At 44.7% G+C, this 15,158-nt stretch carries 15 protein-coding genes; 9 read left to right on the forward strand and 6 right to left on the reverse strand.

From position 1 onward, the window contains the following. Positions 1-384 precede the first annotated feature (384 nt). Together ccoG and L5L97_RS15785 are read right to left on the reverse strand one after the other, a co-directional pair. Entirely contained in the window at positions 385-1,857 is a 1,473-nt protein-coding gene (gene ccoG / locus L5L97_RS15780) for a cytochrome c oxidase accessory protein CcoG (protein ID WP_263141619.1), read from the reverse strand. A gap of 172 nt (positions 1,858-2,029) precedes the next feature. After that, on the reverse strand, positions 2,030-3,490 hold the full coding sequence (locus L5L97_RS15785; protein WP_263182772.1) for a sigma-54 interaction domain-containing protein: 1,461 nt from the start codon (positions 3,488-3,490) through the stop codon (positions 2,030-2,032). A 379-nt stretch (positions 3,491-3,869) separates the two neighbouring features. Between L5L97_RS15785 and L5L97_RS15790 the strand changes: the two genes are divergently transcribed. Continuing rightward, the gene (locus L5L97_RS15790; protein ID WP_263182820.1) at positions 3,870-6,446 is read left to right on the forward strand and encodes a TonB-dependent receptor plug domain-containing protein; all 2,577 of its coding nucleotides are present in this window, start codon (positions 3,870-3,872) and stop codon (positions 6,444-6,446) included. Between the two features lie 141 nt (positions 6,447-6,587). Here L5L97_RS15790 and L5L97_RS15795 read toward each other — a convergent pair whose 3' ends face one another. Further along, positions 6,588-7,139, reverse strand: a complete 552-nt coding sequence (locus tag L5L97_RS15795; protein WP_113939891.1) for a thioredoxin family protein — start codon at positions 7,137-7,139, stop codon at positions 6,588-6,590. A gap of 277 nt (positions 7,140-7,416) precedes the next feature. On the opposite strand from L5L97_RS15795, the gene L5L97_RS15800 reads away from it, so the two are divergent. Next, the gene (locus tag L5L97_RS15800; RefSeq protein WP_105250002.1) at positions 7,417-8,031 is read left to right on the forward strand and encodes a LysE family translocator; all 615 of its coding nucleotides are present in this window, start codon (positions 7,417-7,419) and stop codon (positions 8,029-8,031) included. Between the two features lie 92 nt (positions 8,032-8,123). Here L5L97_RS15800 and L5L97_RS15805 read toward each other — a convergent pair whose 3' ends face one another. Both L5L97_RS15805 and L5L97_RS15810 read right to left on the reverse strand, forming a co-directional pair. Next, positions 8,124-8,444 carry a DUF3144 domain-containing protein gene (locus L5L97_RS15805; protein WP_105250001.1) on the reverse strand — a complete coding sequence of 107 codons (321 nt, stop codon included), beginning with the start codon at positions 8,442-8,444 and terminating at the stop codon, positions 8,124-8,126. 74 nt (positions 8,445-8,518) lie between these two features. Beyond that, complete coding sequence (locus L5L97_RS15810) at positions 8,519-9,082, reverse strand: Tfp pilus assembly protein FimT/FimU (RefSeq protein WP_263182774.1); 564 nt, start codon at positions 9,080-9,082, stop codon at positions 8,519-8,521. Between the two features lie 187 nt (positions 9,083-9,269). Between L5L97_RS15810 and ung the strand changes: the two genes are divergently transcribed. Next, positions 9,270-9,935, forward strand: a complete 666-nt coding sequence (ung, locus tag L5L97_RS15815) for a uracil-DNA glycosylase (protein WP_263182777.1) — start codon at positions 9,270-9,272, stop codon at positions 9,933-9,935. A gap of 83 nt (positions 9,936-10,018) precedes the next feature. Here the strand turns inward: ung and ispB are convergent, their stop codons facing one another. Further along, on the reverse strand, positions 10,019-10,990 hold the full coding sequence (gene ispB, locus L5L97_RS15820; protein ID WP_049821790.1) for an octaprenyl diphosphate synthase: 972 nt from the start codon (positions 10,988-10,990) through the stop codon (positions 10,019-10,021). 272 nt (positions 10,991-11,262) lie between these two features. On the opposite strand from ispB, the gene rplU reads away from it, so the two are divergent. The 6 genes from rplU (at position 11,263) to folA (ending at position 14,996) form a co-directional block, all read left to right on the forward strand. Next, positions 11,263-11,574 (forward strand): 50S ribosomal protein L21, encoded by a 312-nt coding sequence (rplU, locus tag L5L97_RS15825; RefSeq protein WP_006080526.1) that lies wholly within the window; start codon positions 11,263-11,265, stop codon positions 11,572-11,574. Between the two features lie 14 nt (positions 11,575-11,588). Continuing rightward, positions 11,589-11,843, forward strand: coding sequence for a 50S ribosomal protein L27 (gene rpmA, locus L5L97_RS15830; protein WP_006080527.1), 255 nt, complete (start codon positions 11,589-11,591; stop codon positions 11,841-11,843). Between the two features lie 214 nt (positions 11,844-12,057). After that, complete coding sequence (gene cgtA, locus L5L97_RS15835) at positions 12,058-13,227, forward strand: Obg family GTPase CgtA (protein ID WP_105250000.1); 1,170 nt, start codon at positions 12,058-12,060, stop codon at positions 13,225-13,227. Positions 13,228-13,254: 27 nt separating this feature from the next. Continuing rightward, positions 13,255-14,016: a threonine/serine exporter family protein gene (locus L5L97_RS15840; RefSeq protein ID WP_113939893.1), complete on the forward strand. Its 762-nt coding sequence runs from the start codon at positions 13,255-13,257 to the stop codon at positions 14,014-14,016. Next, the gene (locus L5L97_RS15845; RefSeq protein ID WP_113939894.1) at positions 14,013-14,486 is read left to right on the forward strand and encodes a threonine/serine exporter family protein; all 474 of its coding nucleotides are present in this window, start codon (positions 14,013-14,015) and stop codon (positions 14,484-14,486) included. The genes L5L97_RS15840 and L5L97_RS15845 overlap by 4 nt, the downstream gene beginning before the upstream one ends. 27 nt (positions 14,487-14,513) lie before the next feature. After that, complete coding sequence (gene folA, locus L5L97_RS15850) at positions 14,514-14,996, forward strand: type 3 dihydrofolate reductase (RefSeq protein WP_028761532.1); 483 nt, start codon at positions 14,514-14,516, stop codon at positions 14,994-14,996. Positions 14,997-15,158 lie beyond the last annotated feature (162 nt).

Below are 15,158 nucleotides of genomic sequence, written 5' to 3' on the forward strand. Positions count from 1 at the left end.
GTAACAAATAGTATTTTTACTCTAAAGCTGAGTGCTTAACGATAGCTTAGTTATCTTAGAATCTTAGTTATCTAATGAACCACAAAACCTAAATAAGAGTTGAAGGAAAGACAATTTAAAATTTGTAACCGTTATGTTTCTAAGGATTGAGATTGAATGTGCTCAATTTACTTTGTCTATGCGCCGTTTAACGGGGGAATTTTCAGCTTTGTAGGTGTTTAAGGTTTTATTCCGATGTATGAGACGTTAAAGATCTTGTTGTCTTTGGGGATGAATTCCTGCCTTTAACCAGCGCTTGAGTTGATTCCTCAAGCGCCGGTTGGGTAGTTAATCTGATGATGACCAATGTTACGGTAACTCATATTAAGCGCTAAAAGCTTAGTGCTAAGGACTGAAGAATCCGGTTTCTTGGCTTACTTGTTGTGTTGGCTGTTTAACATCCGTCACCGAGAATTGGATCATTTTGCGCCCCGAGGGGATAGCATCCTTATCGGCTAATACAGTGACGGGATAGTCGACTTGTTCACCCGCTGCCAAGGTAATAATAGGATCGGCAATCAAGCTAAAGGGCATTTCACTGTCGACGGCGAGTTGATATTGCTTAGTATCTTGTGTCTTGTTGCGGATCTTCAGCTGATAGGTATTTTCAACTTTATTATCCGAGGTTTCACGGTACAAGCTTTGACGATCACGGATCACGTTAAGCTGGATCTCGCTGCGGCTATTTAAGTCTAACCCTATGACGATAAACATGATAATGACCGCTGCACCGTAGCCTAAGAAACGCGGCGAGCGCCAATAGGAGTAATTCACTCCCTTAAGATCATTTTCACTCATATAGCCGATAAGATTCTGCTTGTAATCGAACTTCAACATAGTCTCATTACAGGCATCGACACAGGCGCCGCAGTTAATGCACTCATATTGCAAACCGTTACGAATATCTATCCCTGTTGGGCACACTTCGACACATAAATTACAGTCAACACAGTCACCTAAAGTATGGTCATCTTGATTGTTCTCTTGTTTACGTTTGCGAGGGCCACGGGCTTCACCGCGCTGTGCATCATAGGTCACGGTTTTAGTGTTGGCATCGAACATCACAGCTTGGAAACGTGAATAGGGGCAGCAATGTAAGCACATTTGCTCGCGCATCCAGCCCGCATTGAGATAAGTACAAATGGCGAAAAACCACACCCAGCTTGTCACCCAGAAGCTGGCATTACCCGTCAAGATGTCCACATAAAGTTCGCGGGCGGGAATAAAATAACCGATAAAACCACAGCCAGTGAGCAGAGCTGTTAGACCCCAAAGTAAGTGCTTTGCACTTCTTTTACCGATTTTACTGCTAGTCCAAGGGGCTTTGTCGAGCTGCTTACGTTTATTACTGCTGCCTTCGATGCGCGTTTCTATCCACACATAGATAAAGGTCCACGCCGTTTGTGGGCAAAGGTAACCGCACCAAACACGGCCCCAAAATACGGTAATGAAAAACAGACCGAAGGCGGCGGCGATAAAAATCCATGCCAGCAAGGTAAAGTCCTGTGGCCAGAGCGTGATACCAAAGAAAAAAAACTGTTGTTGGCTGATATCTAACAGTATTGCTTGGCGGCCATCAATAGAGATAAACGGCAGGGCGAAAAACATCACGATCAATAGGCTATTCATCATGGTTCGCAGGCGCTGAAAATCACCTTTTTGCTCACGAAAATGGATATTGCCAGAGGGGAGACGACTTTTTGCTGCGGTTTCAGTAGAGAGGTTTTTAACCGGAATGTGTAGCTCTACTGAGGCAGGTTTCGCGCCCACACTCTTATTTACACTTGGAGAATTTGGGGTAACTTCACTCTTGGGCATAAAGGGTCCTAACGGCTTAAATAAGATTCGCCTCCCTATAGCAAGCACTAGGCCAAGTTTTAATTAGCTCAACATCATGATATTTATAATTATTTTGTGATTGGAACTAGATGAAGAACACGATATATCACACATTGGCGATATATCGCGTTTTTAGTGTGCTCGTTTTGAATTAGATTTCACTCGATTGACGCTGGATCCCCAGTTTTTTCATTCGCGATCTCAGTGTACTTGCGGGCACACCGAGGACATTCGCTGCGCCGAGTGGGCCGGATATGCGCCAGTTTAAGCGCTTAAGGGTTTGTTCTATATGCAGCGCTTCCGCTTCCGCTAAGGTTTGCCCTTGGGTTTGAGCTAAGGGATTATTGCTCGGCATCGCATGGATCTGCAGAATATCTCCTTGGGATAGAATGGCTTCGCGTTCGAGGATATTTTGCAGTTCGCGCACATTGCCGGGCCAAGTATAAGCCATGAGTTTTTGTAGCCCTTTTTGGCTCACTCCACGGATTTTTTTACCTAGCTTACGATTCAAGTTGTGCAGAATATGGCTGACGAGTTCGGGAATATCTTCGATTCTTGCGCGCAGTGGTGGTACTTGAATAGGGAATACATTCAAACGGTAATAGAGATCCATCCTAAATAATCCCTGTTCGACTCGCTTGAGTAAATCGTGGTGACTGGCGGCGACTAAGCGAATATCCACTTGAATGGTTTCACTGCCACCGAGACGTTCGAAGGATTGTTCTTGGATGACTCGTAGTAGTTTTGATTGGGCTTCTAAACTGAGTTCAGCGACTTCGTCGAGGAACAGTGTGCCTTGATGAGCAAGTTCGAAGCGACCTTTACGGCGGCTTGTGGCGCCAGTAAATGCCCCCTTCTCATGACCAAAGAGTTCACTTTCTAGTAAAGATGCCGAAAACGCGGCACAGTTGACACTGATCATGGGTTTATCTTTGCGGCGACTGAGCTGATGTAAGTTACGGGCAACGAGTTCTTTTCCTGTACCATTTTCACCACAAATGAGCACAGTACTGTCGGTATTGGCCACCATGTGCAATTGTTGGATCATATGGCGGATCACTGTACTGGCTCCCGAAATATCCACATCACCCGTTTTATCTGCCAACTCTGCCTGTAGATAATGATTTTCAGAGGCGAGTCGCTCCGACAGTGCTTGTACTTGGGCTAGGGCTTGGCGTAATGACTGCTCTGTTTGTTTTTGAATACTAATGTCGCGAAATATCGCGACTACGCCAATCAGTTGATTGTCACGGTAAACAGGGGTGGAACTGTAATGAACGGGGAAGCTACTGCCATCTTTACGCCAAAATACATCGTGGGTAATTTCTCGGGTGATACCATCCTTTAAGGTGTTGTAAATTGGACAATCCTCTTGAGGATAATGACTGCCATCTGCATGGCTGTGATGATGGCAGTTATGGATGTTTTTACCGAGTAGCTCTTCATTCTTCCAACCTGTCATGCGTTCAGCCGCGGGATTGATGAACACCGCATTCCCGCTTAAATCAAATCCATAAATACCTTCACCGACAGCGTTAAGCAGTAACTGATTTTCAGGCAAGAAATGCTTATCGACTGATTTTTGATTATTGACCGAAATCTTATTTGTCATCTGCGGTACTCAAGCTTGGCTGGTATTGCCCGAGTATACCTTAAGTTGCATGTCGCGATATATCGTGTCTTTGATTGAGTTAGTGAGTATTTCCCACTTTATGGTGACTTATGGTTTTACATTTTGGCGCCCTAAAGTGCATTTTACCTAACGACACACCTTAAAAAATATTCACTTATAACAAACTGATCTAAAAGAGAAATGACTAATATTCATTCAAAAATCTGATTTAATATTGGATATTGTCTTGTTTATGTTATAAAAATGTTTTCGTTATGTAAAAAATAACTTTGTATTGACCGTGGTAGCAAGGTTTTAGGGACGATAATCACATAAAGCAGGTCAGGTATTCTAAAAATAATAAGCAGTTGGGATGAATATGATGACCTCAAAGAAGCAGAAGTTTGGATTAAGTGCAGTCAGTTTGGCGATTACACTAGCTTTGTCTGGTAGCTTCATTAGCCCGCAAGCCATGGCTGAGGAAGAAGACGCTGCGGTTAAAAATGAAGGCGTGGAAAAGATTGCAGTTGTTGGTTCACGTGCGGCACCACGCTCAATCGGTGATTCCCCCGTTCCAATTGATATTATTAGTAGTGACGACTTAAAAAAGAATGGTTCCACTGACATGATTGATATGTTGGTGACCTCAGTACCTTCGTTTAACTCGCGCGCTCAACCCATCAGTGATGCGGCAACCTTAGTACGTCCCGTTAATTTACGGGGTTTGCCATCAGACAGTACGCTAGTACTAGTCAACGGTAAGCGTCGTCACCGTGCATCTGTGATTGCGTTCCAAGGTGGTGGTATTAACGATGGCGCTCAAGGTCCTGATATCTCAGTTATTCCTGGTTCTGCATTAAAGCAAGTTGAAGTGTTGCGCGACGGCGCTGCGGCGCAGTATGGGTCGGATGCGATTGCAGGAGTCATGAACTTTGTTTTAAAAGATAATTCCGAGGGTGGTTCCATCACTGTGACCCAAGGAGAATATTACGAGGGTGATGGTGCTACGACTACGGTTGAAGGTGATGTCGGTTTACCTGTGACTGAAAATGGCTTCGTCAATTTAAGCTTCCAGTATAAAAATGCTGACTCCACTAGCCGTAGTGTGCAGCGTCCTGATGCGGCTAACTTAGCCGAGCAGGGTAATACCGCGATCAATGACCCCGCTCAAGTGTGGGGTAATCCTGAGATTAATGATGACTATTCAGTGTTCATCAACTCAGGCTTAGACATTAATGCCAACATGCACGCCTATGCCTTTGGTAATCTGTCTTCCCGTGATGCCGTGGGGGGCTTCTATTATCGTTACCCACAAAATCGTAGCAATGTGTATTCCAATGATGGTGGCCAGAATTTACTTGTGGGCGCTGTAAATGGTGATCCATCAACATGTGGACTCGTACCTATCCCTAAAAATGCTGATGGAAGTGACGGCAACGTACTCGACACAGATGCATACAAGGCGATGGTTGCCGACCCAAATTGCTTTGCTATGAACCAGATATTTCCAGGTGGCTATACGCCACAGTTCACTGGCACCATTGAAGATATGTCCTTCTTCGCAGGTGTAAAAGGCGATATCGGTGAATGGAATTATGATTTCAGTGCTGGTACGGGGGCGAACAAAGCCAGTTTTGGTCTTAAAAATTCTTTGAATCCATCACTGGGATTAGATACCCCGACGGATTTCGATACGGGAGCTTATGAGCAAGTTGAAACCACAGTTAACTTAGATTTCTCGCGTTTTATTACCTTAGGAGGTATTGAAGACATTAGTTTTGCTTCTGGTTTTGAATGGCGGAATGAGTCGTTTGAGATTTCTCAAGGTGATGAAGCCTCGTGGATTGCAGGCCCTTATGCTAGCCAAGGTTTCAACATTGGTGCGCACGGTTTTAAAGGCTTTGGCCCAGAATCTGCGGGTAAAAATTCTCGCCACAATATCGGTATTTATACTGATTTAGAAGCTTATTTAAGTGATGACTGGTTACTCGGTTTAGCACTGCGCTACGAAGACTTTTCAACCTTTGGTGATACGTTAAATTACAAATTGACGTTGCAGTATTCTGCAACGGATGAATTGTCGTTCCGCGCCTCACACAGCACCGGCTTTCGTGCACCAACGGTTGGCCAAGAAAACGTGGTGAATACCCAGACATCGATCATCGATGGTGAACTGATCCAGACCTTTATTGCGCCACCAACCGATCCGCTTGCGGCATTTTACGGTGGTGAAGTATTAAAGCCTGAAGAGTCAATAAGCTATGCGTTAGGTGCAGTATATGAATACGAAAGCTTTTTCTTAACGGTCGATTATTACAACATTGGCGTAGAGGGCCGTATTGCGCAGTCGAGTAAGATTGATGTTGAAGCTAAAGATTATGATGCGCTACGTGCAGCTGGGGTTGAGTTCCCTGAGTTGATCCAAGGCGTGAGCTATTACGCCAATGACTTTGATACTACGACTCAAGGTATCGATATCGTCGCCTCCTATGATGCGGAAATCCTATCGGGTAATGCTAAATTCAGTCTTGCCTATGGTTGGACCGATACCAGCGTTGATAAGTTTGATCTTAAAACGACCGATGCGGGTAAAGTTCGTCGATTAGAAGATGGTATCCCAGCGCACCGTGCCACCTTAACTTGGGCACAGTCATGGGACAAGGTAACCCTGTCACTACGTGGTAACTATTTTGGTGAGTACTATGCGACTCACGCTGATGATACCTCTGATTGGGGCTCTGAAATGGCTGATGCTGCGGTGACCGTCGATCTTGAAATGAGCTATCAATTACTTGATGGCTTAACGCTGGCTGTGGGGGCTAATAATCTATTTGATCAAGAAGCGCAAAAGCTGAAAGAAGGGACCTTGGGTGAACTCGGTGGCGTTTATTATGAAAGTGGGCCATTCGATTACAACGGCGGTTTCTACTATGGTCGAGTGAATTACCGTTTTTAATGAGTAAGCCAATTTATAGAAGCGATTTCTAACCCACCTTTCAAGAAATTTGGCTTTTATAAATAGAAGTGAAGTAAGCAAAAAGGCTGCAATGCAGCCTTTTTTATTCGTATTTGACTCGTCCTAAATATAGTTTAGTGCTTAGTTACGATTCGTTTGCGCGGCAACTAAACCATTTAACACATCACTCATACTGAGTTTTGACGGCAAGAGAATTCCATTGGGGGCGCTTGGACCATAAATTTTATTGTAGGGCGTGCCGGGCACTCCTTCGTGGCGCATATAGGTTTCAATCGTTTTATTCGCCTCACTCCAGTTACCTTGCATCAGAATGATATTGTCGGCCATCAAGGCATTTACAATTTGCTCCCTGTGGGTGACTTCCGCTTTATTCGTTTGGCAGATGGTGCACCAATCAGAGGTGATATCGACAAAGACGGTATAGCCTTGGGCAACCAGAGGCGCGATTTTCTCTGGGGCTAAGGTGTGCCATTGTAGTTTTTGATAGGCTTGGTAATCCTCGCTTTTGTGCACAAATCCAATAATAGCACTGAGTCCTAAGGCGAAAAATCCCAGCACAAAAATCACCGTCAGCGGTATGGTTTTACCTTTTTGTCTTTGCCAAAGCAGTAATAAGATCGCACCTATTAATAGGCAAAGAATAAAAATACTGATCAGCGTTATAGTGTTCATAAAATTTCCTGATTGAGAATCGCCTTTGTGATAATAGCGATGAAGGCTTAGGTATTAAGGTTTGGCTATAAAGACTTAGGTTAGCGCTAATCTTAGCGGTTAACGGCTTAAATCAGTGTGAATTTATGGGATTATCGCGTTTTGGGTTCTCTTAAATGACTGTTCATTTATTGAAAATGGATTTATTAGCGTTAACGCCTTGATGGCGCGATGCTAGAATGGCAAGCAAGTTTAAGGCCCAGCAGTGGGCATTTTTATTCGGCGAAAGGTGTCATCAATGAGTTGGAGTACTTGGTTAGGTTTATTGGCTATTTGTTGTTTGGGGGCCATGTCGCCGGGCCCAAGTTTGACTATGGTAGTACGTCATACTTTAGGTGGTGGGCGGGGAAAGGGTATCGTCTGTGCTTGGGCACACTCGATAGGGATTGGGATCTATGCGCTGGTGACGTTACTGGGCTTAGCCGTAGTCCTTAAAAAGGCGCCATTAGTCTTTAATGGCATTGCGATTCTCGGTGCCTTATACCTTGCTTGGATGGGAGTTCAAGCGCTGCGTTCCAATGGCGGTATGCAAGCTAAATTGGCTGCAGGGGAGGCGACAGATACCTTAACTGCAGCCCGTGATGGTATTGCTATTTCTTTATTCAACCCTAAGATAATGCTATTTTTTCTTGCGTTATTCAGCCAATTTGTGATGGTCGCCGACAGCATGACGGCTAAAGCATTAATTGTTTTTACACCGTTAGTGGTCGATGGTCTTTGGTACACCTTGATAGCCTTATTGCTATCCCACTCGAGTGTGTTGCCTAAATTGAGAGAGAAAGCGGGGTTAATTGATAAGTTGTCCGGCGTAGTATTAATATTGCTGGCGATTCGTGTGGTGTACACGCTTTAGTGATCTATCTAAAATCATTGGTTTTAAATAACAAACACGCCATCAATCGATGGCGTGTTTGTTGATGGCTATGCATTTAAATCAAGGCGTGATTAGCCTTTAAACATTTGCACAGAATTATCAGCTTCTTCTGCCACACTTTCTTGGATAATGGGTGGATTGGCAATGTGGTCGTCTAAGTTGTCACTCAGCATTTCTTTGAATTCACTGCTAAACCATTCTAATGCGCTCTCTTTTTCAGCACCGAGATCCGCTGATTTAATCGCGGCTTCGAAGGCATTAAAACGTGCTGCGGCAAAACGGAGTGCTGTGCCAACTTTACCTACATCTGCTTCTTGTTGGCTTAGCTGATTGGCTAAGGCAATAAACTGATCGGCAAGTTCGTAAATGGTGGTGCTGCTCGTGTCGGTCATGGCGTTCACTCTAAAAAAGTAACAGATTAAAGTTCGATTCTAACTTAATTGGTGTAAGAAGGAATCGTCAGGCATTAACTATTGGGATCTGTGTCGGTAATGACGACTCCTGTGTGGGAGTCATAATTAATCGACAGTTTATCGTTTGTTCGATACAAATAAGTGCACTGGCCAGGATCGGTATAACTGGCTTTATAGTCGGTTTCAGTCGCATCAATATCCAAGCGCGAGACACTCGGCTGGGCATTTTGGAATAATACTTCCCATACCGATATACAGTCTTCAACATTATCGAGTGCCGGAGAGGCCTCATTGCCATGGATATAGTGTTGTGCTGGCCAACCGAAGGCGTTGAAATCTATTTGTTCGGATTGTGCCGTACCAAATACGGGTAAATCCTCTTTTGGACCTGAGCCCACTTTTACAGCCCATACGGAACGTGCCAGATTGATGGCTGATTTAAAGCCTCCGCCTGCCGCTTTAACGGTTGCAATTTGCGCATCTTGTTGCACATTGATAAATTTTGGCAGGGCCACTACGGCTAAAATACCGAGCACTATGATGACCACCACAAGTTCAATTAAGGTGAAACCCGTTTGATGTCTTTGAATTGATTTATCAGAATGTTGGATCATCATTACGTATCAGAGTGTGCGAGAATGGGCGCACTATATCACTTAATTTCGAATGTTTTAAATTGAAAGTCTTAACGTGAGACCTAGCAGGTTTAGTGGTATTACCTAGCGGCAAGTAAGGTCTGCAAACTTGCCATACCACTACAGGACTTTTAAGCTAACCCGATTATAGAATTGAGGAAGTAAAATAGTGACTCAGGTGACATGGCAAACATTTATCGATGAGCAAAGAGCTTTGCCTTATTTTCAGCAACTAAGCGTATTTGTTGACAATGAACGCAGGGCTGGGAAAGTGGTTTATCCATCTGAGGCTGATGTTTTCAATGCTTTTAGTATGACGCCCCTTGAACAAGTCAGAGTGGTTTTGATTGGCCAGGATCCCTATCACGGCCCAGATCAAGCCCATGGTTTATGTTTTTCGGTTAAATGCGGGATAAAACCACCGCCATCTTTAGCCAATATGTACAAAGAATTAGCGACGGATATTGAAGGTTTTGTTGTGCCATCCCATGGCGATTTATCCGCATGGGCGGAGCAGGGGATATTGATGCTCAATACGGTGCTGACAGTTGAGCAAGGCAAGGCGCATTCCCATGCCAAAGCCGGGTGGGAAGTCTTTACGACTGCGGTGCTGGAATTATTAAATCAGCAGACTCTGCCGATTATCTTCGTGCTTTGGGGCAGTCATGCCATCAAAAAAGGTCAAGTGATTAACGCACCGCAACATCAAGTGCTCACAGGACCACATCCTTCACCTTTATCGGCCTATCGGGGTTTCTTTGGTTGTGGGCATTTCTCTCAAGTGAATCAATTATTGCTTGAGCGGGGCGAAACGCCGATCCTTTGGCAGGTTTGATTTTAGGATTGTGGTTAAAGCAATAAAAAAGGTCTTACTGAGTAAGACCTTTATTTTTGGGGCGAAACTACATTAGTTAGTAATCAGTGGTTTCTGTCGACCGAAATCTTAGCTAGCGTTACTAAGGCTTGCTTATAGTCGCTATCGGGTAAAGCAGATAATGCCGCGATGGCTTTCTCTGATTCTTCAATTGCTTTTTGTTGGGTGTAATTTAACGCGCCGCAATGGTGCAGTGCTGCTACGATTTTATCTATGGCCTGAGTACCATCACCTTGCTCAATTGCTTGACGTATGAGCTGTTTCTCTTCGTCTGTGCCATGGGCAATGGCATAGATGAGTGGCAGAGTCGGTTTACCTTCGGCAAGGTCATCACCGATATTCTTACCTAGCTCGTCACTGTCGGCGGTATAGTCGAGTAAGTCGTCGGTAAGCTGAAAGGCGGTGCCGAGATACTTACCATAGTTGCCTAAGGCGGTTTCTTGCTCAGGCGTTGCACCTGCTAGCACGCCCGCGAGTAGCGTCGCGGCTTCAAATAACTTGGCTGTTTTGCAATAAATGACCCGCATATAGCTTTCTTCAGTGGTGTCTGGGTCATTACAATTCATCAGCTGTAAGACTTCGCCCTCGGCCAACACGTTAGTCGTATCAGCTAACACTCTGAGCACTTTCATGTTGTCAAGTTCGGTCATCATCTGGAATGAGCGGGTATAAAGGAAATCCCCGACTAGCACACTGGCACTATTGCCAAACAGTGCATTGGCGGTTTCTCGTCCGCGGCGTAACGTCGATTCATCAACGACATCATCATGGAGCAATGAGGCTGTATGGATAAACTCAATAATCGCCGCTAGCTTAAGATGTGCTTCGCCTTCGTAGCTCACCGCACGTGCGGCTAAAACCGACAGCAGAGGACGAAGACGTTTACCACCACCATTAATAATGTAAAAACCTAATTGATTAATTAGGGCGACATCTGATTCAAGCTGTTTATATATCAGCTGATTGACTGCTTGCATATCAGTGTCAGCCAGTTGACGAATAGCGTTTAAATCCATAATAGACTCTGGTTGTGGGGTCATTACGTACCCGGCCCCTGTTTAGGCTCACGTGTTATAATGAAATGAATTTTACCTAAAATTCTGACATATGACAGCACTAGCTCAACTAATGTGAGAGTTAATCCGGTCTTTTTTTATTCTTTCCTAATTAGGGCTTGCCAGAGTTAGATTCTTCGCGTAAACTCCGCGCCCATTGTCAATAAAGTTTTTGTAGCACCCTGCCTCATCCAAGAATGAGCCCGCGTGTTAGGAATTGGAGTAAAATAGCTATGTACGCTGTTTTTCAAAGTGGTGGTAAACAACACCGTGTAGCTGAAGGCCACACAGTACGTTTAGAAAAGTTAGAAGTTGCAACTGGCGAAACTATCGAGTTCGATCAAGTTCTTTTGATCGCTGATGGCGAAACAGTGCATGTTGGTGCTCCTTTAGTAGCTGGCGGTAAAGTCGTTGCTGAAGTTGTAAGTCACGGTCGTGGCGATAAAGTTACTATCGTTAAGTTCCGTCGTCGTAAGCACCACGACAAGAAAATGGGCCACCGTCAGTGGTTCACTGAAGTTAAAATTACTGCTATCAACGCATAATAGGAGTCTAACTCATGGCACATAAAAAAGCTGGCGGTTCTACTCGTAACGGCCGCGATTCAGAAAGTAAACGTCTAGGTGTTAAGCGCTTTGGCGGTGAATCAGTTCTAGCTGGTAACATTATTGTTCGTCAACGTGGTACTAAATTCCACGCTGGTGTAAACGTAGGTATTGGTCGTGACCATACTCTGTTTGCTCTGACTGACGGTAAAGTTAAATTCGAAGTTAAAGGCGCTAATAACCGTAAGTTTATTAGCATCGAAGCTTAACTTTCGAACCTAGCTTATACTGTTAAAGCCCCGCCATTGGTGGGGCTTTCTGTTTTTTGTGCTTCTATTTACGCCGTGTAGATGCCTGAGTTGGTAAATGATTACCAAGAATGAGCATTGACAGGTAAGATTGGGAGCAAAGTATCTCGAGTTTTTTGGCGACCAATGAAGTTAGACGGTATAATTGCTTCATTCAGTGGTGCCAGGAGTAAGTATGAAGTTTGTCGATGAGGCAGTAATTAGGGTCGAAGCAGGCGACGGCGGTAGCGGTTGTGTTAGCTTTAGGCGCGAAAAGTATGTACCTGATGGTGGTCCTGATGGTGGTGATGGTGGCGACGGTGGCAGTGTTTTCCTGCAAGCTGACGAAAACTTCAACACTTTGATCGAGTTCCGTTTTGAACGTTTTCACATGGCTGAACGTGGCGAAAATGGTCGTGGCCGTGATTGTACTGGTCATAGCGGTAAAGATTTGATCTTAAAAGTTCCTGTTGGTACTCGCGCGGTCGATCATGATACTGAAGAAGTCCTTGGGGATTTAACAACCCACGGTCAAAAGCTATTGGTTGCCAAAGGTGGTTTCCATGGTTTAGGTAACACCCGTTTTAAGAGCAGTACTAACCGTGCCCCACGTCAAAAGACGTTAGGGACACCCGGTGAAGTTCGTAGCCTTAAATTAGAGTTGTTACTGCTGGCTGACGTTGGTTTGCTTGGCATGCCTAACGCGGGTAAGTCGACATTCATTCGTGCGGTTTCCCGTGCAACGCCGAAAGTGGCTGATTATCCGTTTACAACACTGGTGCCTAACTTAGGTGTGGTTAATCCACGTCCTGGGCAAAGCTTTGTGATTGCGGATATTCCTGGTCTCATCGAAGGCGCTGCCGATGGTGCGGGTTTAGGTATTCGCTTCTTAAAGCATCTTGAGCGTTGCCGTATTCTGCTGCATATCATAGATATTGAGCCGATTGACGGAACCGATCCGGTTGAGTCTGCGCGCGCTATCGTAGGTGAGCTTGAGAAATATTCTCCAAAGTTGGCGAGTAAGCCGCGTTGGTTAGTCTTTAACAAAACCGATCTGCTGCTTGAAGAAGAGCTGCAAGAGAAGGTTGATCGTATCGTTAAAGAAATGGGTTGGGAAGGCGATGTTTATACTATCTCCGCCTATAACCGCGACGGTACCAGTGAGTTGGCATTAAAACTCCTCGATTACATTGCGAGTCTTCCACCTGAAGACAATGAAGTCGACCCAGATAGTGAAGTTGAGTTCAAGTGGGATAATTATCATCAAGCAAACCTTGATTCATTGAATGAAGATTATGTTGATGAAGATGATGACGACGACTTTGATGATGACGACTACGACGTAGAAGTTATTTACCAAAGATAATAGTAATCTTTGAGTTTTGAGAGTTCTGTGTACGCTGATACTCAAAATGATATTACTCGGCAAGTTGTGCGTGCTGCACAATTGCTACTGGCCTACGGCGCGGAATCTGATTTAGTTGAAGAAATCAGCCAGCGTCTAGGTCAGGCTTTAGGTCTTGCCAGCGTAGAGCTCTCTATTTCCTCCAATTCCCTCGTGTTAACCAGTTTGGTTCATGGTCGCTGTATCACAACTACTCGTCGTATTCGTGAGCATGGCATTAACATGACAGTCGTCTGTGAATTGCAACGTATCTGTTTACTCGCGGAAAAGGGGCTGTATGGCCCAAATGAAGTGCGTAAACGCTTGGCGCGGATTGAACCTAAAACCTATCCTCCAAGCTTAGTGGTATTCATGATTGGCCTGTCGTGCGCTAGCTTCTGTCATTTATTTAATGGCGATCTCACTGCATGCGTGATTACTTTTTTTGCCGCGGCAGTAGGTATGTCGGTACGTTTAGCAATTGCTAAGCGGCATTTTAATTTATTAGTCAATTTTGCCATCACAGCTTTCGTCACCAGTATGCTGGCTCAAACGGGTTATTTGTTTGAGTTAAGTGAAACTCCTAAGGCTGCAATGGCCGCGAGTGTGCTGATGTTAGTGCCGGGTTTTCCGATGATTAATGCGATTTCCGACATGGTAAAAGGGCACATGAATGTCGGTATATCACGCTGGGGTCATGCTACTTTGCTGACCGTTTCTTCTGTGATTGGCATTACGATTGCGATGCAGATCGGTGGAATTTTCCTATGATGGAATTACTGATAACGCTGCTGCACGATGCATTTTTCTCTGCCATCCCCGCCGTAGGATTTGCTATGGTATTTAATGTTCCTAAACGATTTCTTCCTTACTGCGCTTTAGCGGGAGCCATTGGCCATAGTTCCCGTACTTTAATGTTACAGTTTGGTCTGCCAATCGAGTGGGCAACCTTCGCCGCCGCGGCATTAGTAGGGATTATTACCATAGGGTTTGGTAAGCGCCACTTAGCGCCACCTTTAATGTATGCTGTCGCCGCGATTATTCCTATGATCCCAGGCACTTATGCATTTAATACTGTGATTGCCTTAGTGCAATTGACCGCTCAATCTCAAGTCAGTCCTGAACTGACGGGGCAAGTGATTAGTAATGGCCTCAAAACCGTCTTTATTCTAGGGGCGTTAGCCGTGGGTTTGGCCATGCCGAGTTTGCTGTATTTCAGGACCCGCCCCGTCATTCAATAATTCTATTTCCATAAAACAGGAGTGAGCATGCGCATTGCTATGATAGCCGCGATGGCAAACAATCGAGTCATCGGAAAAGATAATAAAATGCCATGGCATCTTCCAGAAGATCTACGTCATTTTAAAGCGATGACCCTAGGCAAGCCTGTTGTGATGGGACGTAAGACCTTTGAGTCAATCGGTAGGCCCCTTCCTGGTCGACATAACATAGTGATTTCACGCCAAACGGATCTTGTGATTGAGGGCGTGACCTGTGTGACCTCATTTGATGCAGCCAAACAAGCTGCTGGTGAATGTGAAGAGTTAGTGGTTATAGGTGGTGGCCAGCTTTATGCCGAGTTATTGCCCTGCGCCGATATCTTATATTTGACGCAAATCAATCTTGAGGTGGAAGGCGATACATTTTTCCCCCACTGGGACGATGGGACTTGGAAGGAAACTGAATCTTTGGCGAGTATAAATGCTGCTGGTTTGGAATATCGCTTTATCAATTTGGTAAAAAAATGTTAAATTGCAGATTCTGTTGTGTACCCTGTGTGTATGGGGCGTCAGTTTATCTAACGTATTGCATCATATCGGACATTTAGTTTTCACGGAAAGAGATAGCCTATTTCGTTATCCTAGATTTCGAACGAGAGCTAAAGCCAAGAGGTCAATATCATTTAGACAATA

The sequence above is a fragment of the Shewanella sp. SM71 genome, assembly GCF_025653905.1.
In the GTDB taxonomy this organism is placed as follows: Bacteria; Pseudomonadota; Gammaproteobacteria; order Enterobacterales; family Shewanellaceae; genus Shewanella; species Shewanella oncorhynchi.

Excerpts from the sequence above, each read along its gene's own strand:
- L5L97_RS15785 (WP_263182772.1), bottom strand. The coding sequence starts at position 3,490 with ATGACAAATAAGATTTCGGTCAATAATCAAAAATCAGTCGATAAGCAT.
- L5L97_RS15800 (WP_105250002.1), top strand. The coding sequence starts at position 7,417 with ATGAGTTGGAGTACTTGGTTAGGTTTATTGGCTATTTGTTGTTTGGGG.
- L5L97_RS15845 (WP_113939894.1), top strand. The coding sequence starts at position 14,013 with ATGATGGAATTACTGATAACGCTGCTGCACGATGCATTTTTCTCTGCC.
- L5L97_RS15790 (WP_263182820.1), top strand. The coding sequence starts at position 3,870 with ATGATGACCTCAAAGAAGCAGAAGTTTGGATTAAGTGCAGTCAGTTTG.
- rpmA (WP_006080527.1), top strand. The coding sequence starts at position 11,589 with ATGGCACATAAAAAAGCTGGCGGTTCTACTCGTAACGGCCGCGATTCA.
- folA (WP_028761532.1), top strand. The coding sequence starts at position 14,514 with ATGCGCATTGCTATGATAGCCGCGATGGCAAACAATCGAGTCATCGGA.
- ccoG (WP_263141619.1), bottom strand. The coding sequence starts at position 1,857 with ATGCCCAAGAGTGAAGTTACCCCAAATTCTCCAAGTGTAAATAAGAGT.
- L5L97_RS15795 (WP_113939891.1), bottom strand. The coding sequence starts at position 7,139 with ATGAACACTATAACGCTGATCAGTATTTTTATTCTTTGCCTATTAATA.
- rplU (WP_006080526.1), top strand. The coding sequence starts at position 11,263 with ATGTACGCTGTTTTTCAAAGTGGTGGTAAACAACACCGTGTAGCTGAA.
- L5L97_RS15805 (WP_105250001.1), bottom strand. The coding sequence starts at position 8,444 with ATGACCGACACGAGCAGCACCACCATTTACGAACTTGCCGATCAGTTT.
- cgtA (WP_105250000.1), top strand. The coding sequence starts at position 12,058 with ATGAAGTTTGTCGATGAGGCAGTAATTAGGGTCGAAGCAGGCGACGGC.
- L5L97_RS15810 (WP_263182774.1), bottom strand. The coding sequence starts at position 9,082 with ATGATGATCCAACATTCTGATAAATCAATTCAAAGACATCAAACGGGT.
- ispB (WP_049821790.1), bottom strand. The coding sequence starts at position 10,990 with ATGGATTTAAACGCTATTCGTCAACTGGCTGACACTGATATGCAAGCA.